We start from the raw sequence: 23,701 nt of genomic DNA, 5'->3' as shown, positions 1-23,701 counted from the left end.
TGAATTCTCCCGTCAGGACGCGCGTGCTCGGCCCGCGATCGCGCGGCCGATCACCACGCGCATGATTTCGTTGGTGCCCTCCAGGATTCGGTGCACCCGCAGATCCCGGACGATCTTCTCCAGCCCGTACTCGTTGAGGTAGCCGTAGCCGCCGTGCAACTGAAGGGCCTGGTCGGCGACGTCGAAGCAGGTGTCGGTGACGTAGCGCTTCGCCATCGCGCACAGTTTGACCTTGTCGGGGTCGTCGGCATCGAGCGCGGATGCGGCCCGCCACAACAGGACTCGCGACGTCTCCAAAGTGGTGGCCATGTCGGCGAGGGTGAACCGGACGGTGGGCTCGTCGAGGAGAGAGCCACCGAATGCCTCCCGGTCACGGACGTACGCCGCGGCCTTCTCGTAGGCGGTCCGCGCGCCGCCCAGCGAGCACGCGGCGATGTTGATGCGGCCGCCATTGAGTCCGTTCATCGCGATGCCGAACCCGGTGCCCTCGCCCTCGGGGCCGCCGAGCATCGCATCGGCGGGCACCCGCACCTTGTCGAAGATCACCTGGGCGGTGGGCTGCGCGTTCCAGCCCATCTTGGCCTCGTTGGCACCGAAACTCAGTCCGGGCGTTCCCTTTTCGACCACGAACGCGGAGATGCCCCGGGGACCCTCGCCGCCGGTGCGCGCCATCACCACGTAGACGTCGGACACCCCCGCGCCGGAGATGAACTGCTTGACGCCGTCGAGCACGAAATCCGATCCGTCCCGGACCGCGCGGGTCCGCAGCGCGGACGCGTCCGACCCTGCCCCCGGCTCGGTCAGGCAGTAGCTGGCGATCGCGTCCATCGTTGCCAGTCGCGGCACCCACGTCTTGCGTTGTTCCGGCGTGCCGTAGCTGTCGATCATCCAGGCGCACATGTTGTGAATCGAGATGAACGACGCGATCGTCGGGTCGGCCGCCGACAGCTCCTCGAAGATCCGCACCGCGTCGAGGCGGCGCAGCCCACTGCCGCCGACCTCCTCCGAGCAGTAGATCGCCGCGATGCCCAGTTCGGCGGACGCACGAAGCGCGTCGACGGGGAAGTGCTTGGCGGCGTCCCAGTCAAGGGCTTGCGGTGCAAGGCGTTTCGCAGCGAACGCCGCCGCCGTCTCGACGATGACTCGCTCGTCGTCGTCCATCTCGAACAGGGTCATCGGAGGACTTCAGCTCACTTCATGGTGGGGATGACGAACTCGGCGCCATCCTTGATTCCCGACGGCCAGCGCTCGGTGACGGTCTTGACCTTGGTGTAGAACTGGATCGACGCGGGCCCGTGCTGGTTGAGGTCACCGAAGCCGGACCGCTTCCAGCCGCCGAAGGTGTGGTAGGCCACGGGTACCGGGATCGGGACGTTGACGCCCACCATGCCGACCTGAACCCGCGACACGAAATCCCGTGCGGCGTCGCCGTCTCGGGTGAAGATGGACACGCCGTTGCCGTACTCGTGCTCGTTGGGCAGGCGCAGCGCCTCCTCGTAGTCCTTGACCCGCACGATGCACACCACCGGCCCGAAGATCTCGTCGGTGTAGATCGACATGTCGGTGGTGACGTGGTCGAACAGCGAGGGGCCGATGAAGAAGCCCTTCTCCAGGCTGGTGTCGTCGAAGGTGAGTTCGTCGCTGCCCTTGTCCCGGCCGTCGACCACGAGTTCGGCCCCGGCCGCCACGCCGGCGTCGATGTAGCCGCGCACCCGGTCGAGAGCGGCCTCGGTGACCAGCGGCCCGTAGTCGGCCTTGGGGTCCAGGCTGTGCCCGACCCGAAGGTGCTCGACCCGCTCGGCGAGTCGGGCGCGCAACCGGTTCGCGGTCTCCTCACCGACCGCAACCGCCACCGAAATCGCCATGCAGCGCTCGCCGGCGCTCCCGTAGCCCGCGCCGACCAGGGCATCGATGGCCTGGTCGAGGTCGGAGTCGGGCATCACGATCATGTGGTTCTTGGCGCCGCCGAAGCACTGCGCGCGCTTGCCGTTGGCCGCGGCACGGGCGTAGATGTACTGCGCGATATCGGAACTGCCGACGAAGCCGTAGGCCTGGATGTCCGGATGGTCCAGCAGCGCGTCGACGGCCTCCTTGTCGCCCTGGACGACCTGGAAGACCCCGGCGGGCAGACCGGCCTGCAGGAACAGTTCGGCCAGGCGCACCGGCACCGACGGGTCGCGCTCAGAAGGCTTGAGAATGAAGGCGTTGCCGCACGCCAGCGCCGGGCCGGCCTTCCACAGCGGGATCATCGCCGGGAAGTTGAACGGTGTGATGCCGGCGACCACGCCGAGCGGTTGCCGGATCGAGTACACGTCGATGCCGCCGCCCGCGCCCTCGGTGAACTCACCCTTGAGCAGGTGCGGAATCCCGATGGCGAACTCGATGACCTCGATGCCACGCTGGATGTCGCCCTTGGAGTCGGGCACGGTCTTGCCGTGCTCCAGGCTGAGCAGCTCGGCGAGCTCGTCGATGTTCTGGTTGACCAGGTCGATGAACTTCATCATCACCCGGGCACGGCGCTGCGGATTCCAGGCGGCCCACTCCTTCTGCGCCAGCACGGCCTTGGCGACCGCGGTGTCGACGTCGGCCGCGCTGGCCAGCACGACCTCCGCCTGGACCTCGCCGGTGCTGGGGTTGAGCACATCGGCCGTGCGGCTGGATTCCAGCTCGGTGCGCTTGCCGTCGATGAAGTGGGGAATCCGGGTGTTACCCGTCGTTGAAGTCATTTGAGCCAGTCCTCTCGCCGCATAGATACTTGCATATCCTAGTAATGCCAAAGGCGTCTTGGCAAGGGCCGTCAGGCGGGCCTAAATGTCGGTGGTTCGAACTAGTGTTCGATGTATGGGTGAGGTGTCCAGCGCGATCGAGGCGATCAAGTCGCAGCTCGCCGTGCTGGGCGAGATGTGTGACGAGCTGAGCCATCGCGAGCTGGTCTATCTGCTCTCGGAGTTGACCGCGGCGGTGTGGTCGGTGCCGGCGCTCGAGCATCGGATTCTGAATCGGCTGACGGCCGAGACCGAACCCAGCGCGCTGGGTGAGTCGTCGTGGAAGAAGGTGCTCGCCACGGCGTTGCGGATCTCGACGAAAGACGCCGGCGCTCGTCTGGAGCGGGCCGCAAATCTGGGGCCGCGCCGCGCGATGACCGGGCAGGTGTTGGCGCCGTTGTGGGAAGCCACCGCCGCTGCTCAGGCCGCCGGATTGATCGGGGGCGAGCATGTCGAGATCATCGCCAAGTTCCACAAGGACCTGCCGTCGTGGGTGGATGTCGGGACCCGTGAGGTCGCCGACACCCAACTGGCGCAGTTGGCCGCCGGAGTAGGGCCTGCGGAGTTGGACGCAGCCGCGGGGCAGTTGTTGATGATGATCGACCAGGACGGCCCCGAACCGTCGGACAAGGAGCAGGCGCGTAGACGGGGCTTGACGTTGGGTCCGCAGCGACGCGACGGGACCTGCGGGGTCAGGGGAACCCTGACCGCCGAAGCGCGGGCGGTGGTCGAGGCGGTGCTGGCGAAGTTGGCCGCACCGGGCATGAGCCTGCCCGAAGCCGAGACCGCAGGCCCGGATCTGCGCACCCAGGCTCAGCGCAACCACGACGCGCTGGTCGCGATGGGACAGATGGCGTTGATGTCTGGAGATCTGGGCAAACACAACGGGCTACCTGTCACGGTGATCGTGTCGACCACCCTGCAGGACCTGGAGAAGGGTGCCGGGCTGGCGGTCACCGGCGGCGGCACCCGGTTGCCGATCCCGACGCTGATCCGGATGGCCGCCCGTGCGCATCACTACCTGTACATCTACGACAAGCACACCAGCGAGTCGCTGTATTTGGGCCGCACGAAGCGGCTGGCGTCTGCGGCGCAGCGAATCGTGTTGCATGCCCGCGACCGGGGCTGCACGCGACCGGGCTGCACTGTCTGTGGCTACAACGCCCAGGTCCATCACGCGGTCACCGATTGGAAGAACGACGGCCACACCAACATCGACGACCTCACCTTCGCCTGCGGACCCGACAACCGGCTCATCGAGAAAACCGGCTGGACCACCCGCAAGAACGCCAAGGGTGACACCGAATGGCTCCCCCCACCAGCACTCGACACCGGCCAGCGACGGGTCAACAACTACCACCACCCGGAACGCTACCTACTCCCCGAAGACGACCAAGGGCCGTAGTGCGTAAGGGTCAGCGGGGTGCTGCGGCGCGGAGTGACGCCACGAACGCCCGGGCAGCCTCCCAGGTGGGCAGCAGCCCGTCGTCGCGTGCCTGCTCGAGAGTCGGTGCCGCACGGTCACGTTCGGACATGACCAGTTCGGCCGCCGGCAGCGGCCAGGCGATGCCCAGCGCCGGGTCGAGCGCGGTGACGGTGTGTTCGCGCGCCGGGTCGTAGCCCGCCGAGCACAGGTACGTCACCGTCGAATCGTCTTCCAGTGCCAGGAACGCATGGCCCAGCCCCTCGGCCAGGTACACCGACCTGCGCGACGTCTCGTCGAGCGTCACCGCGTCCCACCGGCCGAACGTCGGCGAACCGACCCTGATGTCGACCACGACGTCGAACACCGCGCCCCGCACGCACGTCACGTACTTGGCCTGCCCGGGGGGCACCCGGGCGAAGTGCACACCGCGGAGCACGCCGGCCCGCGACACCGAGCAGTTGGCCTGCCGCAGGTCGAACCGGTGACCGGCGAACGCGGTGAACCCCGGGTCGGTGAACCACTCGAAGAAGGCGCCCCTGGAATCGGTGTGCACGATGGGAGTGATCTCCCACGCGCCGGGGACCGTCAACTCGCGCACATTCACCGTTCCCGCTCCCGGTACTTCGTCTCCACCGCGTCTTTGACGGGGCCCCACCAGCTTTCGTTGTCGCGGTACCAGTCGATGGTGTCGCGAAGGCCGGCCTCGAAGTCGGTGCGCTCGGGCGTCCAGCCGAGTTCGTCGCGCAGCGGCGACGGATCGATGGCATACCGCAGGTCGTGCCCCGCCCGGTCGGTGACGTGGTCGAAATCGTCACTGTCGCGGCCCATCAGCCGCAGGATGGTGCGCAGCACCGACAGATTGTCGCGCTCACCGTCGGCGCCGATCAGGTAGGTGCGGCCGACGGCGCCGTCGGCGAGGATGCGCCACACCGCGCGGTTGTGGTCCTCGACGTGGATCCAGTCGCGCACGTTGGCGCCGCTGCCGTAGAGCTTGGGCCGCCGCCCGGTCAGCACGTTGGTGATCTGGCGCGGGATGAACTTCTCCACGTGCTGATAGGGCCCGTAGTTGTTGGAGCAGTTCGAGATGGTCGCCGGCACGCGATAGGACCGCACCCACGCACGGACCAGCATGTCGGCGGCCGCCTTCGTCGACGAATACGGGCTCGACGGGTTGTACGGGCTCGCTTCGGTGAACCGCTGGGGGTCGTCGAGGGCGAGATCGCCGTACACCTCGTCGGTGGACACATGGTGCAGCCGAACGGCAGCCTGAGAACTTCTGTGCCGCACCGCTTCGAGCACGGTGAACGTGCCGAGGACGTTGGAACGCACGAACGGTTCGGGGTCGGCGAGTGCGTTGTCGACGTGGGTCTCGGCGGCGAAGTGGACGACGGCATCGGACTCGGCGACGAGCTTGCCCACCAGGTCCGTGTCGGTGACGTCCCCCTGCACCAGCCGGATCTGCGCGTCGACCGGGGCCAGGGACTCCCGGCTGCCCGCGTAGGTCATCGCGTCGAGGACGGTCACCGCGACATCGGGGCGGTCGCGGAGCGTGGCGTGCACGAAGTTCGCGCCGATGAACCCGGCGCCGCCGGTCACCAGCAGCCGCATGGGTCAGACCTTAGTCCGGCAATCCCAGCGGTCCCGCCAGCTCCTCGAGGGTGGACAGCAACTCGTCGGGGCCACCCAGCACCTGGATGGCGACGTGGTCGGCGCCCGCGGCGAGGTGTTCGGTCAACCGCTCGGCGATCTGGTCGGGGGTGCCGTAGGCCACGACGGCGTCGATGAACCGGTCGCTGCCGGGGCTGACCAGGTCCTCGTCGGTGAAGCCGAGCCTCTTCCAGTTGTTCACGTAGTTCGACAGCCCGAGGTAGAAGTCGACGGTCTCGCGGCCGATCTCGCGGGCGCGCTCGGCGTCATCGGTCAGCACGACCTTGTGTTCGGGCGCCAGAAACACTGTCGGACCGAGCAATTCGCGTGCCTGGCCGGTGTGCACCGGCGTGGTCAGGTACGGGTGCGCACCCGCGCTGCGTTGCGCCGCGAGTTGCAGCACCTTCGGTCCGAGCGCGGCGATGACCATCCGGCTGGTGGGCACCTTCGCGGCGTCCAGCGCGTCGAGGTACTCCACCAGCGCCTGGTAGGGCTTGCGGTATTCCTGGGTGTGTTCGGGATGCCCGACGCCGACGCCCAGCAGGAACCTGCCGGGAAACGCCTTCTCGATCCGGTGGTAGGACTTCGCCACCTCGCCGGCATCAGCGGTCCAGATGTTCACGATGCCGGTAGCCACCTGCAGTGTGTCGGTCTTCTCCAGGATCGGCTCGACGAACTCCAGGTCGGCCGCGGGGGATGCACCCACCCACACCGTGCCGTAGTCGAGTCTCTCGATCTCGACGGCCTGATCAGGGGTGACGGGCGTGCCGGTCCACACCCCGAAGCGTCCCTGCGCGGGTTTCAGCGATGGGCCATCGGACTCGGTCATGGTGCCCCCTTCGATACGTTCAGCTCAGTCCCAGCGGCCCGGCCAGCTCAGCGAGCGCCGGTACCAGCTTGTCAGGTGACGTGAGCATCTGGACGGGCACGTGGTCGGCGCCCGCGTCGATGTGTTCGTTCAGACGTGCGGCGATCTGCTCGGCGGTGCCGTGGGCGACGACCGCGTCGACGAACCGATCGCTACCGGGTTTAGCCAATTCGTCGTCGCTGAAACCCAGCCGCTTCCAGTTGTTCAGGTAGTTGGTCAGGTTCAGGTAGATGGCCAGTGCCTTGCGGCCGGTGGCGCGGGCCTGTTCCGCGTCGGTGACATGCTCTTCGCGGAAGCGCTCATCGGTAGTGGGCACCACCTTGTGCTCAGGTGCCAGGAATGCGTCCGGTCCGATCAGCTCGCGTGCCTGCGCGGTGTGCTCGGGCGTCGTCAGGTAGGGATGCGCACCCGCGCTGCGCCGCGCGGACAGTTTCAGGACCTGCGGGCCGAGTGCGGCCACCACGCGGCGGTGCTTCGGCACGCCGTACTCGTCGAGCTTGTCGAGATACTCGGCCAGCGCGTCGTAGGGCTTGCGGTACTCGTGGCCGGCTTCCGGGTGCCCGACGCCGATGCCGAGCAGGAACCGGCCCGGATGGGCGGCCTCGATGCGGTGGAACGACTCGGCGATCGGGCCCGCGGCGGCGGTCCAGATATTGACGATGCCGGTGGCCACCTGCAGCGTGTCCGTCGCCTCGAGCAGCGTGTCCACCCAGGGCAGGTCGGCCGCGGGCGAACCGCCCGCCCAGATCGCGCCGTAGCCCAGGCTTTCGATTTCTCTGAGCTGTGCCGGCGTCAGTTGCTGCCACTGGGAGTAGTGGCCGAACACGCCGAACCTGCCGAGATCGGGTTTCGTCATCTCCCCGGGATCTCCGGGGCCGGCGCCTGCAGCGGCAGGCAGACGATGAACTTGGTATCCCCTGGCTGTGATTGCACCGACATGTTGCCGTGGTGCTTCTCGACCACGATCCGCCACGCCAGATCCAGGCCGAGCCCGGTGCCCTCGCCGAACGGCTTCGTCGTGAAGAACGGCGTGAAGATCCGATCGACGATGTCCTCCGGGATGCCGGGACCGTCGTCGCCGATCTCCACGCGGATCATGCCCTCGTTCTCGCGCATGGTGCGGATCGTCAACGTTCCCTGCCCGTTCATCGCCTGGATCGCGTTGTCGATGATGTTGGTCCACACCTGGTTGAGGTCACCGGGGTAGCACCCCAGTTCGGGGAGGGTCTTGTCGTATTCCTTGACCAGCTTGACGGGGGTGTCCTTGCCGATCTTGCCGCCGAACATCATCAGCGTGCTGTGCAGCAGCTCGTGGATGTCCGCGGTCTGATAGGGCGCGCGGTCCATCTGCGAGTACTGCTTGGCGCCGGCGAGCAGCGCGGAGATCCGCTTGCTCGCCTCGGCGATCTGGTTCATCAGCAACTCGTTGTCGATGGTGTACTTCAGCCACCCGATCGCGCCCGGCAGCGTCGCCGAGCAGTCGACGTCGTCGATCGACGCCTCGACGCGTTCCAGCCAGTCGACGTCGAGGCCCGCCTCCACGAAGGTCGGCGCGTAGTCCCAGGCGGCGGCGATCCCGTGCTCTTCGAGCCAGTCCCCGATCTGGTCCTCCCGATCGGAGGTCTCCAGCGCCGTGAGCTCCTGCGACTTCGACTTGGCCACCTGTTCGGCGACTTCGTCCTGGATGCTGACGAGCACCTTCAGCGCGGCCGGCGTGAACTTACCGTCGGCGAGCATCGCCAGCTTGTGGCGCATCTTGCCGACCCCCTCGCGCAGGTCTGCCACCGCGCGGGCGGTGGCACCGGCGGGGTTGTTGAGCTGATGAGTCAGCCCCGCCGACAGCTGCCCCAGGGCCAGCAGCTTCTCCCGCTGCCCCAGGATCTGCCGCTGCCGCAGCCCGCCGACCATGTGTCCCTCCAGCAGGTGCACCGCCATCGGGAACTCTTTCTGCATGAACTCGGCGAACGCGTGCGCGTCCAACACGAAGAACCGCGACGGGCGGGTCACCCGCACCGTCGCCTGGTAGACGTGCTCCTCGCCGGGGATGTAGGCCGACCAGGCGCCGCAGTACACGCCGCGCTGCGAGGTCCTGTTGGTCTCGATGTCGACCCCGCCGGAGCGTTTCGACATCACCAGTTCGCCGTCGATCAGGACGTAGAAGCACGTCGCCGGGTCACCCTCGGTGTGGATCGGACCGGGTTCGTAGGTCGCGATGTGGCCGTTGTCGCACAGCGTCTGCAACTGTTCGTCGGTCAGCGACTCGAACAAGAAGAGGGTGCGCAGCTCATCGGGCAGGCACTTCTCGCCCATACGTGGTCCTTCCTATGACCTTGCGGGGCTCGACCGTAAGGGGCAGTGAGGTAATGAAACGCGAATCGCCGGGTATTGATTCCGCCCACAGGCTGCCGCGGTGCCGATCGGTGATCCGGGCCGCGATGTCGAGCCCGAGTCCCGTGCCGTCCCCGAACGGTTTGGTGGTGAAGAACGGGTCGAACACCATGACCAGCTGATCGGCGGGTATTCCGCGTCCGGTGTCGCACACCTCGACGCGAATTCTGTCCTGCTCGTGGCGGGTGCGGAACAGGCCGCGCAACTCCGCGATGTCGCAGGCGCTCATGTCTCGGCCAGATACCGGTGCACGAGCATCACCGCCATCGACCCTTCGCCGACGGCGGCGGCCACCCGCTTGGCGGACTCCGCCCGCACGTCGCCGGCGACGAAGACTCCGGGCACGCTGGACTCGAGATGGTGCGGCGGCCGATCCAGCGTCCAACCGCTGACGTCACGCAGATCCGGCCCCGACAGGATGAAGCCGTGGTCGTCGCGCACCACGACGCCGTCGAGCCACTCGGTGCGGGGTTCGGCGCCGATGAAGATGAACATCCGCCCGCAGCTGAACTCCTCGCGGGCACCGGTCGTGGTGTTCTCCAGGCAGATGCCCTCCAGGTGACCGTCGCCCTTGACCGCGTGCACGACGGTGTTCGGCAGCTCCTTGATGTTGTCCTGCGCCCTGATCTGCTGGATCAGATAGTGCGACATCGAGTCCTCGAGCGTGCGCCTGCTGACGATCGTCACCGACTTCGCGGTGCGGGACAGGTACATCGCCGCCTGCCCGGCCGAGTTGGCGCCGCCGATGACGTAGACCTCGTCGTCGTCGCAGTCGGAGGCCACCGACGTGGTCGCGCCGTAGTAGACACCTGCGCCCGTCAGCCCCTCGCAACCCTCCGCGGGCAACTGCCGGTACTCCACGCCCATCGCCAGGATCACCGCGCGGGTGCCGATCGACCGGCCGTCGGACAGGTGCACCGTGCGGGCGACGCCGTCGATCTCCAGTGCGGTGACCTCTGCGGCGGTGATCAGCTCGGCCTCGAACTTCTCGGCCTGCCTGCGGGCACGTTCGGCGAGCTGCGATCCGGACAGGCCGTCGGGGAAGCCGAGGTAGTTCTCGATGCGGGAACTCTGGCCGGCCTGACCGCCGGTGGCGGTGCGTTCGATGAGCACGGTCTTGAGGCCCTCGGAGGCGCCGTAGACCGCCGCGGCGAGCCCGGCGGGCCCGCCGCCGATCACGACGAGGTCGTAGAAATCGCCCGCCGGGGTGGTCGTCAGACCCAGGGTCGCCGCCAGCTCCGCGTCGGTGGGGTCGACGAGCGTCTCACCCTGCTCGGTGATCACGACCGGCAGCGTCAGCCCGTCCTCGCCCGCCGCTTCCAGAAGCTGAGCGCCTTTCGGCTCGTCGGAGCGAAACCATGTGTAGTACAACCGGTTTCGGGCCAGGAACTCGCGGACATCGGAGGATCGCGCATTCCACGGATGGCCGACGATCTTGGTGTGGGGGATCGCGCGGTCGCCGGTGGCCCGCCACGCCTCGATCAGCGCGTCGATCACCGGGTAGAGCTTCTCCTCCGGCGGATCCCACGGCTTGAGCAGGTAGTGGTCGAGGTCGACGACGTTGATCGCGTCGATCGCGGCGTGGGTGTCGGCGTACGCGGTGAGCAGCACCCGCCTGGCCATCGGGAAGATGTCCATCGCGGCCTCGAGGAACTCGATACCGCTCATCTGCGGCATCCGGTAGTCGGCGACGAACACCGCGACCGTCTCACCGCGCAGCTTCAGTTCGTTGAGCGTCTCCAGGGCGTCGGGACCGGACTCCGCGCGCACGATGCGGTACCTCTCGCCGTAATGCCTGCGCAGGTCGCGGGCGACGGCGCGCGACACCGCAGGGTCGTCGTCGACGGTCAAGATCACGGGTTTGCGGGGGGCAGTGGCAAGGCCTGTCATCGACAACAAGTATGCGCCCACCGTCCAGCAGATATAGGACGACCGACAGGAGTGCGGCCGCAGGTCGCGAACCGGGGCCCAAAGACCCTATGCGGGCACCGCTGGTGCGCCTAGGTTCGGCATGACGGGATTGATGGTTGCGCACCGAGGTGACGGGGGGAGCGCAGCGGGCGCGGCCATCATTTCCCGTCTTTGTGCGTCTGCTGTGGCCGCCTGCCTACTCACCGGATGGATTGGCCACGTCGAACCTGACGAAGTGGTCGATGCCGAAGCGCCGGTAGACGCGTCGCCGGCGTGGCGAGAGTTGCGCCGCAGCGCCCGTCGCCCCGAGGATCTGCGGATTCACCACCTCAAAAGTCTGCCCACCGACGGTGAGCGTGGCGCTGCTGGAGGCGAGGCTGTTGCGGAGCCAGTCGACACCGGTGCCATAGGGCAACGGAATGACGAAGCCGCCCGCCACCCGGTCGGCCACCACCGGGGTGGCGTGAGTCTTGCCGGAGCGACGTCCGGTATGCCGGATCACTGACGCGTACCAGTGCCTGCGACCGGCCAACAGCATCATCGCGGGGTTGAGCACGTGCTTGTTGAACGTCCGCACGGCGTCTTTGACGTGTCTGATCGCGTTGGTGGGCATTCCTCGATGCTGGTCGACCCGCCGGCCGACGGGCAGGGACCTTCGGACAACCGAGTGGTGACCTAGGGCACCTGTTCGACCCCGTAGTGACTTTCGTCTCTATCGCCGGCCCCTGGGCTTGGAAACGATGGGCTGGATCGCCCCGCCCAGAGGAGTCACCATGGCAACGACCGAACGCACCGACGGAGCCGCAGTTCAGCTCGACGAGGTGGCGTGGCAGTTCCTCCGGTCGGAGTTCGCCGGTGCGATCTACGTGGATTGGCCCATCGACCGACGCCTGGATGCCTTCCTCCGCCGCCACAGCGGTCGGGCCGGCTACCGGGCGCTGCATGACGACGGGACGGCCTACAACGCGTTACTCGACCGGGTCATGGCCAACATCGCCCCCGCGCTGCGTGAAGGCATCCTGCCATCGGCGAGCCCGCAGGGAAAGCCATGACCGTCATCCACAAGACCGCCGAGGACTGGCGTGTCGTCCCGAACTTCACCGACTATGACAAGACCCGTACAGCGTTCGACTGGGCCAACGCGCCGGACGTCTGCGCCGGCATGGGTGACGGCGGCTGCAACATCGCCTACGCGGCGGTCGACCGGCACGCCGACGGTCCGACGGCCTCCCGGACCGCGTTGCGTTTCGTGTCCGCCGCCGAGGACGGCACGCTGACCACCCGGGACCTCAGCTACGCCGAACTCGCAAGCCTTGCCAAGAGGTTTACCAACGTGTTGCGGGCGGTCGGCATCACCAAGGGCGACCGGGTCTTCACCCTGATGGGTCGCTGCCCCGAGCTGTACATCACGATCCTCGGCGCCCTGCGCAACGGGAGCGTCGTCTCGCCCCTGTTCTCCGCCTTCGGTCCGGAACCGATAGCGACCCGGCTCGACATCGGCGAAGCCGACGTGCTGGTCACCACGAAAGCGCTCTACGACAGGAAGATCGCGAAGATACGGGACCGGTTGACCTCGCTGCGGCACGTGTTCATCGTCGACAGCCACGCCGGCGACGACGAGCCGGGGACCTTGGGGTTCTGGCGCCGGATGGACGCCGCCACCGACGACGCCCCGATCGAACACACCACCGCCGACGACCCGTCGTTGCTTCACTTCACCAGCGGCACCACCGGCACCCCCAAGGGTGCGTTGCATGTGCATGGCGCGGTGACGATGCACTACGTCACCGGGCAGTACGCCCTCGACCTGCACGACGACGACATCTACTGGTGCACAGCCGATCCCGGCTGGGTCACCGGTATGTCCTACGGCGTGATCTCACCTCTTCTGCACGGCGTCACCTCGATCGTCGACGAAGCGGAGTTCGATGCCGAACGCTGGTACCGCATCCTGGAAACCGAGCGCGTCACGGTGTGGTACACAGCGCCGACGGCCATCCGGATGCTCATCAAGGCCGGGCCGGAACTCGCGGCGAGGTTCCGGTTCCCGAGTCTGCGATTCATCGCCAGCGTGGGGGAGCCGCTGAACGCCGAGGCGGTGTGGTGGGGAAAACGGGTGCTGGGCCTGCCGATTCACGACAACTGGTGGCAGACGGAGACCGGCGGCATCATGGTCGCCAACACCCCCGCGTTCGACATCAAGCCCGGATCGATGGGACGGCCGCTGCCAGGCGTCGAGGCTTCGGTCGTCCGCCGTCTCGACGACGGCACGGTGTCGGTCGTCGAGGAACCCGATGTGGAAGGTGAGCTGGCGCTCAAACCCGGTTGGCCCTCGATGTTCCGGGAGTATCTGCATCAGCAGGAGCGATATGACAAGAGCTTCGCGAACGGCTTCTACCTCTCGGGCGATCTGGTCAAACGTGATGCCGACGGCTACTTCTGGTTCGTCGGGCGGGCCGACGACGTCATCAAGTCCGCCGGCCACCTGATCGGGCCGTTCGAGGTCGAGAACGCCCTGACCGACCACCCCGCGGTCGCCGAGGCAGCGGTGATCGGCATGCCCGATCCCACCGTCGGCGAAGTCGTGAAGGCCTTCGTGACGCTCAAGGACGGTTTCACCGCCGACGAGGAGCTCCGGCTGGCGCTCCTCGGCCACGCCCGAAAACGGTTGGGCGCGGCCGTGGCTCCCAAGGAAATCGAGTTCGCCGACGCACTGCCGCACACCCGCAGCGGGAAGATCATGCGAAGGCTGTTGAAGGCCCGCGAACTCGGCCTGCCCGAGGGCGATATATCAACGATCGAGACCAAGGACAGCTCCGATACCGAGGCGGTGCCATCGTGATCGACCACGACGTGGCGACAGCGCTGTTGTCGGACATGGTGCGGGTGCGGCTGATGGAAGAGAAGTGCGCCGAGTTGTACGGCGAGGCCAAGATCCGCGGATTCCTGCATCTGTATGTCGGCGAGGAGGCGGTGGCCGCCGGGTCGCTGAGAGTGCTGGAAGCCGAGGATGCGGTGGTGGCCACCTACCGCGATCACGCGCATGCCCTGCTGCGCGGAATCCCGATGACCAAGATCATGGCCGAGATGTTCGGCAAGCAGGAGGGCTGCTCACGCGGGCGGGGCGGCTCGATGCATCTGTTCGACGCGCGTACCCGCTTCTACGGCGGCAACGCGATCGTCGCCGGTGGTCTGCCGCTGGCGGTCGGTCTGGCACTGGCCGATGCGCAGCTGGGCAACCCACGCGTCACCGCCTGCTATTTCGGCGAGGGCGCGGTGGCCGAGGGCGCCTTCCACGAGTCGCTGAACCTCGCCGAGCTCTGGAAACTGCCGGTGCTGTTCTGTTGCGAGAACAACCTCTATGCGATGGGAACCGCCATCGCGGTCGAGCAGTCGCAGACCGACATGACCGCGAAGGCGGCGTCGTACCGGATACCGGCGCTGGCGGTCGACGGCATGGATGTGCTCGCCTGCCAAGCCGCCGCAGAGCAGGCGGCCTACCACGTCCGCAACGGCGGCGGCCCGTTCTTCCTCGAGTTCCGAACGTATCGGTTCCGCCCGCATTCGATGTTCGATCCCGAGTTGTACCGCGGGAAGGCGGAGGTCGAGCACTGGCGTGAACGTGATCCGATCGCCACGTTCACCGAGCGATGCCTGACCGCGGGCGCGCTCACCGACGACGACGTCGCCGCGATCCGCCGCGCCGCCGAGGAGGAGCTGGCCGACGCCGTCGCCTACGCCGAGGCCGGCACTTGGGAACCCGTCGAGGACCTCACCCGTGACGTGATGACACCTGCGGTGGCGGAGACGGTGCGATGAACAAGACGGCATACCGCACCGCGGTGCACGATTCGATTCGTGACGCCATGCTCGCCGACCCGCGCGTCGTGCTCATGGGTGAGGACGTCGGCGCCTACGGCGGAACGTATGCCGCGTCCAAGGGTCTGCTGGCGGAGTTCGGACCCGACCGCATCCGCGACACCCCGCTGTCGGAGCTGGGTTTCGTCGGTATCGGCATCGGTGCCGCGCTCGGCGGGCTGCGCCCGATCGTCGAGGTCATGACGGTGAACTTCAGCCTGCTCGCGCTGGACCAGATCGTGAACACCGCTGCGGCGCTGCGGCACATGTCGGGCGGCCAGTTCTCGGTCCCGCTGGTGGTGCGGATGGCGACGGGGGCGGGCCGTCAGCTGGCCGCCCAGCACTCGCACAGCCTGGAGGGCTGGTTCGCCCACATCCCGGGCATCAAGGTGGTGGCCCCGGCCACGGTGGAGGATGCCTACGGGATGCTGCCCACCGCGCTGGCCGACCCGGATCCGGTGGTCATCTTCGAGCACGTGCAGTTGTACAACACCACGATGGATGTGGAATCCCTGACACCCCAGGACATCTCGCGAGCAGCGATCCGCCGCAGCGGATCCGACGTCACCGTGATCACCTACGGTGGATCCCTTCCCAAGGTCATCGACGCGGCCGACGAGCTCTCGCTGGCCGGCATCGACTGTGAGGTGGTGGACCTGCGGTCGTTGCGGCCCCTGGACACCGGCACGTTCATCGACTCGGTGCGCAAGACCCACCGCGCGGTCGTGGTCGACGAAGCGTGGCGCACAGGCAGTCTGGCGGGCGAGATCAGCGCCCAGATCGTCGAGAACGCGTTCTTCGACCTCGACGGCCCCGTCGTCAGGGTGTGCAGTGCCGAGGTGCCCATCCCCTATGCCAAACACCTTGAACAGGCGGCGTTGCCGCAGAAGGAGAGCATCGTCGCGGCGGTCAGGTCCTTGTTCGGTGACCAGTCATGATCGAGTTCAAGATGCCCGCACTCGGCGCCGACATGGACGAGGGGACGCTGAACGAGTGGCTGGTCAAGCCCGGTGACACCGTCACCCGCGGTCAGGTCGTCGCGGTGGTCGAGACCACGAAAGCCGCTGTCGAAGTGGAGTGTTGGCACGACGGTACCGTCGGTGATCTGCTCGTGCCGGTCGGCCAGACCGTCCAGGTGGGCACGCCGCTGGCTACGCTGCTGGAAGCCGGCGAGTCGGCCGACACAGCGCAGGCACCGCCGGTGATCACCCGCCCCACCTCAATCGAACCGCCCGCGGTCGTCGAGCCGGCACCAGGGGAGGCCAAGTCGGCTCCGACCGCGGGTCCCAAACCCGGGGGCGCCCACCGTCGGTGGATCTCGCCGGCCGCGCGCCGCCTCGCGGCGTCCCTCGGCGTCGACGTCGACGCCGTCACCGGCACCGGCCCGCAGGGCGCCGTCGTCATCAGCGACGTGGAGCACGCCGCGGCCCACATCGAGACGGCTGCCGAGGCGCCGCCACCTCAGCCGACGTCGCTGCCGAAAGCCGATGCGACACCGGCCACGTCACTGTCACCCAGGGAACTCGCCGCCAGACGCGGCGCCGCGATGCGCAGCTCGATCGCGGCCGCGATGAGCCGGTCGAAGCGGGAGATCCCGCACTACTACCTGGCCGACGAGGTCCTGATGGACCCGGCGCTCGACTGGCTCGCCGGCCGCAATGCCGAACGGACCATCACCGAGCGGGTATTGCCGGCCGTCCTGCAGATCAAGGCGGTCGCCGTCGCGGCCCAGCGTTTCGGCGAGTTCAACGGCTTCTGGCGAGATGACGGGTTCGAACCGGTTGGGAAGGCGCATGTCGGCGTCGCCATCTCGCTGAGGGGAGGTGGCCTCGTGGCGCCGGCCATCCACGACGCCGCCGACAAGAACCTCGACGAGTTGATGAGTGGTCTCACCGACCTCGTGGCTCGCGCCAGGGCCGGGTCGCTGCGCAGTTCGGAGATGTCGGACCCCACCATCACGATCACCAACCTCGGAGACCAGGGCGTGGACACGGTGTTCGGAGTGATCTATCCACCGCAGGTCGCGCTCGTGGGATTCGGCAAGCCGGCACCGCGGGTGCGGGCGGTCGACGGCGGTATCCGCATCGCCACCACCGTGCAGGCCACGCTGGCGGCCGACCACCGAGCCAGTGACGGGCATCGCGGCGCCTTGTTCCTGGCCGCGGTCAACGAACTGCTTCAACAGCCCGAACTCCTGGAGAAGTGACAACGCATGAACGACGAACACGGCATCCGTGAAGACATCCTGTCGGAACTGACGACGATCGCCCCCGAGGTCGAGCCGGACGACATCCGCGACGACGCGCTGCTGCGGGATCAAGTGGATCTCGACTCGATGGACTGGCTGAACTTCCTCGTCCGGATCCACAAGCGATTACATGTCGACATCCCCGAGGCCGACTACAAGCTGCTGCGCACGCTGGGCGATATCGTCGATTACGTCGAGAAACACGGCAAGCCCTAGCGGCGATCGGGCACCCGTTCCGCGCAGATTTTGGGCCCGGCCAGTCTGCGAGTAACATGGATCAACGGTGCGGCTTCCGCGCCGACTTCTTGCGTGCCTGTCAGGACTCCCGTCCAAGATATACGGGAATTGCCCGGATCCGGCTCACGTTCTCGAGTCGGACGAAGGCTGTGTCGAATGGCCCACAAGCCGATACGAAACGAAAGCAAGGATCGCTACACAGTATGGCCAAGAAAGACGGTGCCATCGAGGTCGAGGGCCGCGTGGTCGAGCCTCTGCCCAATGCGATGTTCCGCATTGAGTTGGAGAACGGACACAAGGTGCTCGCCCACATCAGCGGCAAGATGCGGCAGCACTACATCCGCATCCTCCCGGAGGACCGCGTCGTGGTGGAGCTCTCGCCCTACGACCTGTCCCGCGGCCGCATCGTGTACCGCTACAAGTAACCGCACAGACATCCCACACTCAAGAAGCACAGAAGGATCGAACGAGCCGTGAAGGTGAACCCGAGCGTCAAGCCAATCTGCGACAAGTGCAGGGTGATCCGCCGGCATGGGCGGGTCATGGTGATCTGCTCCGATCCGCGCCACAAGCAGCGGCAGGGATGAGCGCTTGCGCGAAGACCAGACAGCACAGCTGAGGCCTTCCGCGCATTACACAACTGAATGAAGACCTCCCAGCACCACCGAGGGCATACGGCCCTCGTCACGTCCGGCACGGAGGCCGGACCCCGGGGCTACATCGATACGGGAACGGACTGGGATCAGACCTCCGCAGAGAACACGAGGAATGGCACACATGGCCCGACTTATGGGCGTTGACCTCCCGCGCGACAAGCGCATGGAGATCGCACTGACCTACATCTACGGCATCGGCCGCACCCGCTCCCAGGAGATCCTGGACGCGACCGGCATCAGCCGCGACCAGCGCACCAAGGACCTGACCGACGATCAGGTCAGCCAGTTGCGCGACTACATCGAGGGCAGCCTCAAGGTGGAGGGTGATCTGCGCCGCGAGGTGCAGGCCGACATCCGCCGCAAGATCGAGATCGGCTGCTACCAGGGTCTGCGGCACCGCCGTGGCCTGCCGGTGCGCGGCCAGCGGACCAAGACCAACGCGCGTACCCGCAAGGGCCCCAAGCGCACCATCGCCGGCAAGAAGAAGGCCAGGTAACCCCGGATGGCACAGGCAAAGAAGGGCGGCACCGCCGCCAAGAAGGGTCAGAAGACCCGTCGTCGGGAAAAGAAGAACGTCCCGCACGGCGCCGCTCACATCAAGAGCACCTTCAACAACACGATCGTCTCGATCACCGATCCCCAGGGCAACGTCATCGCCTGGGCGTCGTCGGGACACGTCGGGTTCAAGGGCTCGCGTAAGTCCACCCCGTTCGCCGCGCAGCTCGCCGCCGAGAACGCCGCGCGCAAGGCGCAGGAGCACGGCGTGAAGAAGGTCGACGTCTTCGTCAAGGGTCCGGGTTCGGGTCGTGAGACCGCGATCCGTTCGTTGCAGGCCGCCGGTCTCGAGGTCGGCGCCATTTCCGATGTCACCCCGCAGCCGCACAACGGTTGCCGTCCGCCCAAGCGGCGCCGGGTCTAGGGAATAGGGAGAAAAAACTCATGGCTCGTTACACCGGACCCGTCACCCGCAAGTCGCGCCGCCTCGGCGTCGACCTCGTCGGTGGAGATCAGTCGTTCGAGAAGCGCCCCTACCCGCCCGGCCAGCACGGCCGCGCGCGGATCAAGGAGAGCGAGTACCGCCTGCAGCTGCAGGAGAAGCAGAAGGCCCGCTTCAGCTACGGCGTGATGGAGAAGCAGTTCCGTCGCTACTACGAGGAAGCCAACCGTCAGCCCGGCAAGACCGGCGACAACCTGCTGCGCATCCTCGAGAGCCGGCTCGACAACGTCGTGTACCGCGCCGGACTCGCCCGCACCCGTCGCATGGCGCGTCAGTTGGTCAGCCACGGCCACTTCACCGTCAACGGCGTGAAGGTCGACATCCCCAGCTACCGCGTCTCGCAGTACGACATCATCGACATCAAGGAAAAGTCGATCAACACGCTGCCGTTCGAGCTCGCTCGGGCCAACGCGGGCGACCGGCCGATCCCGGGCTGGCTGCAGGTCGTCGGCGAGCGTCAGCGCATCCTCGTGCACCAGCTGCCCGAACGCGCCCAGATCGACATCCCGCTCACCGAGCAGCTGATCGTCGAGCTCTACTCGAAGTAAACGTTCACGGCCCAAACGGGTCGTGGATCACCTAACGGCATCAAATAGCGGTTGCCGAGAAGGAGAAGAAGAAAAACATGCTGATTTCTCAGCGCCCCACACTCAGCGAAGAGGTCATCGCCGAGAACCGATCCCAGTTCGTCATCGAACCGCTGGAGCCCGGATTCGGTTACACCCTCGGCAACTCGCTGCGTCGCACGCTGCTGTCGTCGATCCCCGGCGCGGCAGTCACCAGCATCCGCATCGACGGCGTGCTGCACGAGTTCACCACCGTCCCGGGAGTGAAGGAAGACGTCACCGACATCATCCTGAACCTCAAGGGTCTCGTCGTGTCCTCCGAGGAGGACGAGCCGGTCACCATGTACCTGCGCAAGCAGGGACCCGGTGAGGTCACCGCGGGCGACATCGTCCCGCCGGCAGGTGTCACCGTGCACAACCCCGACATGCACATCGCCACGCTGAACGACAAGGGCAAGCTCGAGGTCGAGCTGGTCGTCGAGCGCGGCCGCGGCTATGTCCCTGCCGTGCAGAACAAGGCCTCCGGTGCCGAGATCGGCCGCATCCCGGTCGACTCCATCTACTCGCCGGTGCTCAAGGTCACCTACAAGGTGGAGGCCACCCGCGTCGAGCAGCGCACCGACTTCGACAAGCTGATCCTCGACGTCGAGACCAAGAGCTCCATCGGCGCCCGTGACGCGCTCGCTTCCGCGGGCAAGACGCTCGTCGAGTTGTTCGGTCTGGCACGGGAACTCAACGTCGAGGCCGAGGGCATCGAGATCGGCCCGTCGCCTGCCGAGGCCGACCACATCGCCAGCTTCGCGCTGCCGATCGACGACCTGGACCTGACCGTCCGGTCGTACAACTGCCTCAAGCGCGAGGGTGTGCACACGGTGGGCGAGCTCGTGGCCCGCACGGAGTCCGACCTGCTGGACATCCGCAACTTCGGCCAGAAGTCCATCGACGAGGTGAAGATCAAGCTGCACCAGCTGGGTCTGTCGCTCAAGGACAGCCCGGCCAGCTTCGATCCGTCGGAGGTCGCCGGTTACGACGTCGCCACCGGCACCTGGAACAGCGATGCAGGCTACGACCTGGACGCCGACCAGGACTTCGCCGAGACCGAACAGCTCTAAGCAGGGCATATTCCCACCCCAGCTTCACCCGCCCGATCCGTCCCGGTCCTACCTGATACGGGGACCGGCCCCATTTAGGAGATAGTCGCAATGCCCAAGCCCACTAAGGGTCCTCGCCTCGGCGGGTCGTCGTCGCACCAGAAGGCGCTGCTGGCAAACCTGGCCACGTCGCTCTTCGAGCATGGCCGCATCAAGACGACCGAGCCGAAGGCCCGGGCGTTGCGTCCGTACGCGGAGAAGCTCATCACCCACGCCAAGAAGGGCACGCTGCACAACCGGCGTGAGGTGATGAAGAAGATCCGCGACAAGGACGTCGTGCACATCCTGTTCGCCGAGATCGGTCCGTTCTTCTCCGATCGTGCCGGTGGCTACACCCGGATCATCAAGGTCGAGAACCGCAAGGGCGACAACGCGCCCATGGCGGTCATCGAACTGGTGCGGGAGAAGACGGTGACGTCGGAGGCCGACCGGGCCCGCCGGAGCCGCTCCGGCGGCGACAGTGGACCCGGCGTCGCGTCGTCTTCGCAGCCGGTCGCCGCAGCGGCCGTACCGCAGGCGGCGGTCGAGCCGGAAGAGGCCCAGGGCCCGACGGCCGAGGAGGTCGAAGCCGTCGAGGAGACGCCGATTGCGGACGAGGCCGAGGTCGAGACCCCGGCTGAGGATGACACGAAGTCCTAGCGATAACGCTGTGACCATGCCCGCCATCGATTCCGGTGGCGGGCATGATTCATTATCCCGTCGCTCCGCTCGCCCGGTGATTCGTCTCCGCCTGGACATTGCCTACGACGGAACCGACTTCGCCGGGTGGGCGACCCAGGTCGGGCAGCGCACGGTGGCCGGGGTCATCGACGAGGCACTGTCGACGGTGTTCCGGGTGCCGGTGCAGGCGCGTGCGGCGGGCCGGACCGACGCCGGCGTCCATGCCACCGCGCAGGTCGCCCACGTCGACGTCCCGGTCGACGCATTGCCCCACGCCTACCCCCGCATGGTTCGTGCGCAGGACACCGAGTTCGGCCCCCTGGTGCGCCGGCTCGCCAAGCTGCTACCCGAGGACGTCCGGGTGTTCGGGATCAGCCGTGCCGCACCGGGATTCGACGCACGGTTCTCCGCGTTGCGGCGCCATTACGTCTACCGCTTGTCGACGGCCCCGTACGGCGTCGAGCCACATGAAGCACGGTTCGTGACCGCCTGGCCGCGGCAGCTGGATGTCGACGCGATGGCCGCGGCGGCACGGGAACTGCTGGGGCTGCACGACTTCGCCGCGTTCTGCCGACATCGAGACGGCGCGACGACCATCAGGGACCTGCAGCGGGTCGACTGCACACGCGACGGGCACCGGATCGAGGTGCGCGTCAGCGCGGATGCGTTCTGCTGGAACATGGTGCGGTCGCTGGTCGGGGCACTGCTCGCGGTCGGCGAGCATCGTCGCGAACCGTCATGGTGCGCGGCGCTGCTCACCGCGACGCGGCGCTCCAGCGACTTCGCCGCCGCACCGGCGCGGGGGCTGACACTGGTCGGGGTGGACTATCCGCCCGACGGCGAACTCGCCGCGCGCAACCTCGTCACCCGGGATGTGCGGACCGTCGAGGAGCTCGGCTAGAGCCTGCTCACGATGAAGTCGGCGGCCTGGTTCACCATGCCCGCGCCGATGTAGGCGGGGGCCAGATGCGCGGGCCAGTAGTCCTGCCAGTTCTCCGGCGCCGTGGGATTGCAGATCGGGTCGTCACCGTGGCACAGCTCGATGATGCGGTCGCGCAGCGCCGGGTTGGTGAAGTTGGCGATCGGGCCGACCCAGCTGCTGCCGTTGCCGAACAGCGCGACCGCCGCGATGTGCCGGTCGGCCCCGTCCGGCATCGGATTCTTGAAGCCGAACGCGGCGATAGGCACCGCGATCACCACATCGGTGACCGCGGCGCCCAGCGAGTAGCCGCCGAGCACCAGGCGGGTGTCGGGGCAGTTGGCCGTCATGTACGCGATGCGCTGGCTCATGTCATTGGCGCCGATGTCGACCTCGGTGTCGGCGGGATACTCCACCGCGTACATGTCGATGTCCTTGCCGGTCTTGTTCCGCAGGGCTCCGACGAGTGCGTTGCCGATCTGACCGGCGCCCGGGGACTCGATCCGTCCACGGGCGAAGATCAACTCCACCTGGGGACAGGGGGCGGCAGAGGCGACGGGCAGAATCGGTGCGGCGGCGTCCGGAATCGCCGCCGGAGCGACCAGCGCGAGTGCGGCGAGAACGACCGCGACCGTCAATTTGCGAATCACCCCGCCGATCATAGCCACAGCAGGCAACAGCCGTCCCACCGTTGAGCATGCAGGACGTGACGCGCGCGGATCGGTCAGATGCGACCGGCCGCGAACCCGGCGGCCTGCGCGACGAACGGCGAGGATTCGTAGTTCGTGTGTGCGAAGGGGTTTCGGCCGTCCGAGCAAATCGGGTCGCCGTCGGCGCACAGATCTATCGCCTTGCCCGCGAACGAGCCTGCGGCCGAGACCGGATTCCCGAACTTCGTTGCCGGATTGCCGAAGACCGCGACCGCAGCGACGTTCCCGCTGAGGCCGCCGGGCAGCGGTGGTGCCGAACCGATGTTGCCCACTTTGTTCCCCAGCGGTGGCACGCCCGCGAGCATGTCGACCACCGCCGCGCCCTGCGAGTAGCCGCCGAGCACGATCCGGGTACCGGGGCACTGCTGTGCCATCACCGCGATGCGATTGGTGGCATCGGCCGCACCGACGGCCGTGTTGAGGAAGTCGTAGCTGGCGGGATAGTTGACGCCGTACGTCCCGACGGTCCGGCCGCCGAGCTGCGGTATCAGTGCATTCGCGAGTGCCTGGCCGACTCGGCCGACACCCGGGGGCTCACTGGTTCCGCGGGCGAACACCACCTCCACGTCGGGGCACGGTTGCGCGGCGGCGGTCGCGGGCATCACCAGGGTGGCGGCCATCGGGACGGCTGCGACAGCGGAGGCTGCCGCCAGAATCCGGCGGCTGAGGCGATCGGAAGTCACAAGACACCTTA

Annotated in this window: 27 protein-coding genes; 15 read left to right on the top strand and 12 right to left on the bottom strand. The window is 67.3% G+C overall.

The annotated features are described in order from the left end of the window. Window positions 1-12 precede the first annotated feature (12 nt). Complete coding sequence (locus H7I57_RS04040) at window positions 13-1,170, bottom strand: acyl-CoA dehydrogenase family protein (RefSeq protein WP_264022112.1); 1,158 nt, start codon at window positions 1,168-1,170, stop codon at window positions 13-15. Window positions 1,171-1,190: 20 nt separating this feature from the next. Continuing rightward, complete coding sequence (locus H7I57_RS04035) at window positions 1,191-2,726, bottom strand: CoA-acylating methylmalonate-semialdehyde dehydrogenase (protein WP_264022013.1); 1,536 nt, start codon at window positions 2,724-2,726, stop codon at window positions 1,191-1,193. Window positions 2,727-2,841: 115 nt separating this feature from the next. On the opposite strand from H7I57_RS04035, the gene H7I57_RS04030 reads away from it, so the two are divergent. Further along, window positions 2,842-4,170 carry an HNH endonuclease signature motif containing protein gene (locus tag H7I57_RS04030; protein ID WP_264022012.1) on the top strand — a complete coding sequence of 443 codons (1,329 nt, stop codon included), beginning with the start codon at window positions 2,842-2,844 and terminating at the stop codon, window positions 4,168-4,170. Window positions 4,171-4,180: 10 nt separating this feature from the next. Here H7I57_RS04030 and H7I57_RS04025 read toward each other — a convergent pair whose 3' ends face one another. From H7I57_RS04025 to H7I57_RS03990, 8 genes are all read right to left on the bottom strand, one after another. Further along, complete coding sequence (locus tag H7I57_RS04025) at window positions 4,181-4,795, bottom strand: dTDP-4-dehydrorhamnose 3,5-epimerase family protein (RefSeq protein ID WP_264022011.1); 615 nt, start codon at window positions 4,793-4,795, stop codon at window positions 4,181-4,183. Further along, the gene (gene rfbB, locus H7I57_RS04020) at window positions 4,792-5,799 is read right to left on the bottom strand and encodes a dTDP-glucose 4,6-dehydratase (RefSeq protein ID WP_264022010.1); all 1,008 of its coding nucleotides are present in this window, start codon (window positions 5,797-5,799) and stop codon (window positions 4,792-4,794) included. Before rfbB ends, H7I57_RS04025 begins: the two co-directional genes overlap by 4 nt. Before the next feature lie 10 nt (window positions 5,800-5,809). Then, entirely contained in the window at window positions 5,810-6,667 is an 858-nt protein-coding gene (locus H7I57_RS04015; RefSeq protein ID WP_264022009.1) for an LLM class F420-dependent oxidoreductase, read from the bottom strand. A gap of 19 nt (window positions 6,668-6,686) precedes the next feature. Continuing rightward, window positions 6,687-7,562, bottom strand: coding sequence for an LLM class F420-dependent oxidoreductase (locus H7I57_RS04010; RefSeq protein WP_264022007.1), 876 nt, complete (start codon window positions 7,560-7,562; stop codon window positions 6,687-6,689). Further along, window positions 7,559-9,016 (bottom strand): ATP-binding protein, encoded by a 1,458-nt coding sequence (locus H7I57_RS04005; protein WP_264022006.1) that lies wholly within the window; start codon window positions 9,014-9,016, stop codon window positions 7,559-7,561. Before H7I57_RS04005 ends, H7I57_RS04010 begins: the two co-directional genes overlap by 4 nt. Continuing rightward, on the bottom strand, window positions 8,991-9,323 hold the full coding sequence (locus H7I57_RS04000; RefSeq protein WP_372510117.1) for an ATP-binding protein: 333 nt from the start codon (window positions 9,321-9,323) through the stop codon (window positions 8,991-8,993). Before H7I57_RS04000 ends, H7I57_RS04005 begins: the two co-directional genes overlap by 26 nt. Then, on the bottom strand, window positions 9,320-10,984 hold the full coding sequence (locus H7I57_RS03995; protein WP_264022005.1) for an NAD(P)/FAD-dependent oxidoreductase: 1,665 nt from the start codon (window positions 10,982-10,984) through the stop codon (window positions 9,320-9,322). The genes H7I57_RS04000 and H7I57_RS03995 overlap by 4 nt, the downstream gene beginning before the upstream one ends. Window positions 10,985-11,201: 217 nt before the next feature. Continuing rightward, window positions 11,202-11,618, bottom strand: coding sequence for a PNPOx family protein (locus H7I57_RS03990; RefSeq protein ID WP_264022003.1), 417 nt, complete (start codon window positions 11,616-11,618; stop codon window positions 11,202-11,204). 160 nt (window positions 11,619-11,778) lie between these two features. On the opposite strand from H7I57_RS03990, the gene H7I57_RS03985 reads away from it, so the two are divergent. The 14 genes from H7I57_RS03985 (at window position 11,779) to truA (ending at window position 22,279) form a co-directional block, all read left to right on the top strand. Continuing rightward, window positions 11,779-12,057 carry a hypothetical protein gene (locus H7I57_RS03985; RefSeq protein WP_264022002.1) on the top strand — a complete coding sequence of 93 codons (279 nt, stop codon included), beginning with the start codon at window positions 11,779-11,781 and terminating at the stop codon, window positions 12,055-12,057. Further along, on the top strand, window positions 12,054-13,847 hold the full coding sequence (gene acsA, locus H7I57_RS03980) for an acetate--CoA ligase (RefSeq protein ID WP_264022001.1): 1,794 nt from the start codon (window positions 12,054-12,056) through the stop codon (window positions 13,845-13,847). Before H7I57_RS03985 ends, acsA begins: the two co-directional genes overlap by 4 nt. Beyond that, window positions 13,844-14,824 (top strand): pyruvate dehydrogenase (acetyl-transferring) E1 component subunit alpha, encoded by a 981-nt coding sequence (gene pdhA, locus H7I57_RS03975; protein ID WP_264022000.1) that lies wholly within the window; start codon window positions 13,844-13,846, stop codon window positions 14,822-14,824. The genes acsA and pdhA overlap by 4 nt, the downstream gene beginning before the upstream one ends. Next, window positions 14,821-15,801, top strand: a complete 981-nt coding sequence (locus tag H7I57_RS03970) for an alpha-ketoacid dehydrogenase subunit beta (RefSeq protein WP_264021999.1) — start codon at window positions 14,821-14,823, stop codon at window positions 15,799-15,801. Before pdhA ends, H7I57_RS03970 begins: the two co-directional genes overlap by 4 nt. Then, complete coding sequence (locus H7I57_RS03965) at window positions 15,798-17,069, top strand: dihydrolipoamide acetyltransferase family protein (protein WP_264021998.1); 1,272 nt, start codon at window positions 15,798-15,800, stop codon at window positions 17,067-17,069. Before H7I57_RS03970 ends, H7I57_RS03965 begins: the two co-directional genes overlap by 4 nt. Window positions 17,070-17,075: 6 nt before the next feature. After that, the gene (locus H7I57_RS03960; protein WP_264021997.1) at window positions 17,076-17,327 is read left to right on the top strand and encodes an acyl carrier protein; all 252 of its coding nucleotides are present in this window, start codon (window positions 17,076-17,078) and stop codon (window positions 17,325-17,327) included. 224 nt (window positions 17,328-17,551) lie between these two features. Beyond that, window positions 17,552-17,773 carry a translation initiation factor IF-1 gene (gene infA, locus H7I57_RS03955; protein WP_003418601.1) on the top strand — a complete coding sequence of 74 codons (222 nt, stop codon included), beginning with the start codon at window positions 17,552-17,554 and terminating at the stop codon, window positions 17,771-17,773. A gap of 48 nt (window positions 17,774-17,821) precedes the next feature. Further along, a complete protein-coding gene (rpmJ, locus tag H7I57_RS03950) occupies window positions 17,822-17,935 on the top strand; it encodes a 50S ribosomal protein L36 (protein ID WP_003879483.1) in 114 nt (37 codons plus the stop codon). Between the two features lie 190 nt (window positions 17,936-18,125). Then, window positions 18,126-18,500 (top strand): 30S ribosomal protein S13, encoded by a 375-nt coding sequence (gene rpsM / locus H7I57_RS03945; protein ID WP_264021996.1) that lies wholly within the window; start codon window positions 18,126-18,128, stop codon window positions 18,498-18,500. A 6-nt stretch (window positions 18,501-18,506) separates the two neighbouring features. Continuing rightward, the gene (rpsK, locus tag H7I57_RS03940) at window positions 18,507-18,923 is read left to right on the top strand and encodes a 30S ribosomal protein S11 (protein WP_019512358.1); all 417 of its coding nucleotides are present in this window, start codon (window positions 18,507-18,509) and stop codon (window positions 18,921-18,923) included. A 20-nt stretch (window positions 18,924-18,943) separates the two neighbouring features. After that, window positions 18,944-19,549, top strand: a complete 606-nt coding sequence (gene rpsD, locus H7I57_RS03935; protein ID WP_264021995.1) for a 30S ribosomal protein S4 — start codon at window positions 18,944-18,946, stop codon at window positions 19,547-19,549. 77 nt (window positions 19,550-19,626) lie between these two features. Beyond that, a complete protein-coding gene (locus tag H7I57_RS03930; RefSeq protein ID WP_264021994.1) occupies window positions 19,627-20,679 on the top strand; it encodes a DNA-directed RNA polymerase subunit alpha in 1,053 nt (350 codons plus the stop codon). Between the two features lie 90 nt (window positions 20,680-20,769). Beyond that, complete coding sequence (gene rplQ, locus H7I57_RS03925) at window positions 20,770-21,357, top strand: 50S ribosomal protein L17 (RefSeq protein WP_264021993.1); 588 nt, start codon at window positions 20,770-20,772, stop codon at window positions 21,355-21,357. Window positions 21,358-21,367: 10 nt separating this feature from the next. Then, window positions 21,368-22,279, top strand: a complete 912-nt coding sequence (truA, locus tag H7I57_RS03920) for a tRNA pseudouridine(38-40) synthase TruA (RefSeq protein ID WP_372510116.1) — start codon at window positions 21,368-21,370, stop codon at window positions 22,277-22,279. Here the strand turns inward: truA and H7I57_RS03915 are convergent. Beyond that, window positions 22,276-22,959, bottom strand: a complete 684-nt coding sequence (locus H7I57_RS03915) for a cutinase family protein (RefSeq protein ID WP_264022111.1) — start codon at window positions 22,957-22,959, stop codon at window positions 22,276-22,278. The two genes, truA and H7I57_RS03915, sit on opposite strands and share 4 nt — an antisense overlap. Before the next feature lie 62 nt (window positions 22,960-23,021). Continuing rightward, window positions 23,022-23,627, bottom strand: coding sequence for a cutinase family protein (locus tag H7I57_RS03910; protein ID WP_264022110.1), 606 nt, complete (start codon window positions 23,625-23,627; stop codon window positions 23,022-23,024). Window positions 23,628-23,701 lie beyond the last annotated feature (74 nt).

The organism is Mycolicibacterium pyrenivorans, from assembly GCF_025821625.1.
In the GTDB taxonomy this organism is placed as follows: Bacteria; Actinomycetota; Actinomycetes; order Mycobacteriales; family Mycobacteriaceae; genus Mycobacterium; species Mycobacterium pyrenivorans.
Note: the sequence above shows the minus strand (reverse complement) of the source record. Positions and strands in the feature narration are given on the sequence as shown.

What these genes read in the sequence shown, in the direction of transcription:
- H7I57_RS03930 (WP_264021994.1), top strand. Translation starts at nt 19,627, where the DNA reads ATGCTGATTTCTCAGCGCCCCACACTCAGCGAAGAGGTCATCGCCGAG.
- rpsK (WP_019512358.1), top strand. Translation starts at nt 18,507, where the DNA reads ATGGCACAGGCAAAGAAGGGCGGCACCGCCGCCAAGAAGGGTCAGAAG.
- H7I57_RS03965 (WP_264021998.1), top strand. Translation starts at nt 15,798, where the DNA reads ATGATCGAGTTCAAGATGCCCGCACTCGGCGCCGACATGGACGAGGGG.
- infA (WP_003418601.1), top strand. Translation starts at nt 17,552, where the DNA reads ATGGCCAAGAAAGACGGTGCCATCGAGGTCGAGGGCCGCGTGGTCGAG.
- H7I57_RS03910 (WP_264022110.1), bottom strand. Translation starts at nt 23,627, where the DNA reads ATGGCCGCCACCCTGGTGATGCCCGCGACCGCCGCCGCGCAACCGTGC.
- H7I57_RS03960 (WP_264021997.1), top strand. Translation starts at nt 17,076, where the DNA reads ATGAACGACGAACACGGCATCCGTGAAGACATCCTGTCGGAACTGACG.
- H7I57_RS03990 (WP_264022003.1), bottom strand. Translation starts at nt 11,618, where the DNA reads ATGCCCACCAACGCGATCAGACACGTCAAAGACGCCGTGCGGACGTTC.
- rpsD (WP_264021995.1), top strand. Translation starts at nt 18,944, where the DNA reads ATGGCTCGTTACACCGGACCCGTCACCCGCAAGTCGCGCCGCCTCGGC.
- H7I57_RS04000 (WP_372510117.1), bottom strand. Translation starts at nt 9,323, where the DNA reads ATGAGCGCCTGCGACATCGCGGAGTTGCGCGGCCTGTTCCGCACCCGC.
- H7I57_RS04005 (WP_264022006.1), bottom strand. Translation starts at nt 9,016, where the DNA reads ATGGGCGAGAAGTGCCTGCCCGATGAGCTGCGCACCCTCTTCTTGTTC.
- acsA (WP_264022001.1), top strand. Translation starts at nt 12,054, where the DNA reads ATGACCGTCATCCACAAGACCGCCGAGGACTGGCGTGTCGTCCCGAAC.
- rfbB (WP_264022010.1), bottom strand. Translation starts at nt 5,799, where the DNA reads ATGCGGCTGCTGGTGACCGGCGGCGCCGGGTTCATCGGCGCGAACTTC.
- H7I57_RS03915 (WP_264022111.1), bottom strand. Translation starts at nt 22,959, where the DNA reads ATGATCGGCGGGGTGATTCGCAAATTGACGGTCGCGGTCGTTCTCGCC.
- rplQ (WP_264021993.1), top strand. Translation starts at nt 20,770, where the DNA reads ATGCCCAAGCCCACTAAGGGTCCTCGCCTCGGCGGGTCGTCGTCGCAC.
- H7I57_RS03985 (WP_264022002.1), top strand. Translation starts at nt 11,779, where the DNA reads ATGGCAACGACCGAACGCACCGACGGAGCCGCAGTTCAGCTCGACGAG.
- H7I57_RS03995 (WP_264022005.1), bottom strand. Translation starts at nt 10,984, where the DNA reads ATGACAGGCCTTGCCACTGCCCCCCGCAAACCCGTGATCTTGACCGTC.
- H7I57_RS04030 (WP_264022012.1), top strand. Translation starts at nt 2,842, where the DNA reads ATGGGTGAGGTGTCCAGCGCGATCGAGGCGATCAAGTCGCAGCTCGCC.
- H7I57_RS04015 (WP_264022009.1), bottom strand. Translation starts at nt 6,667, where the DNA reads ATGACCGAGTCCGATGGCCCATCGCTGAAACCCGCGCAGGGACGCTTC.
- H7I57_RS03970 (WP_264021999.1), top strand. Translation starts at nt 14,821, where the DNA reads ATGAACAAGACGGCATACCGCACCGCGGTGCACGATTCGATTCGTGAC.
- H7I57_RS04035 (WP_264022013.1), bottom strand. Translation starts at nt 2,726, where the DNA reads ATGACTTCAACGACGGGTAACACCCGGATTCCCCACTTCATCGACGGC.
- H7I57_RS04010 (WP_264022007.1), bottom strand. Translation starts at nt 7,562, where the DNA reads ATGACGAAACCCGATCTCGGCAGGTTCGGCGTGTTCGGCCACTACTCC.
- rpsM (WP_264021996.1), top strand. Translation starts at nt 18,126, where the DNA reads ATGGCCCGACTTATGGGCGTTGACCTCCCGCGCGACAAGCGCATGGAG.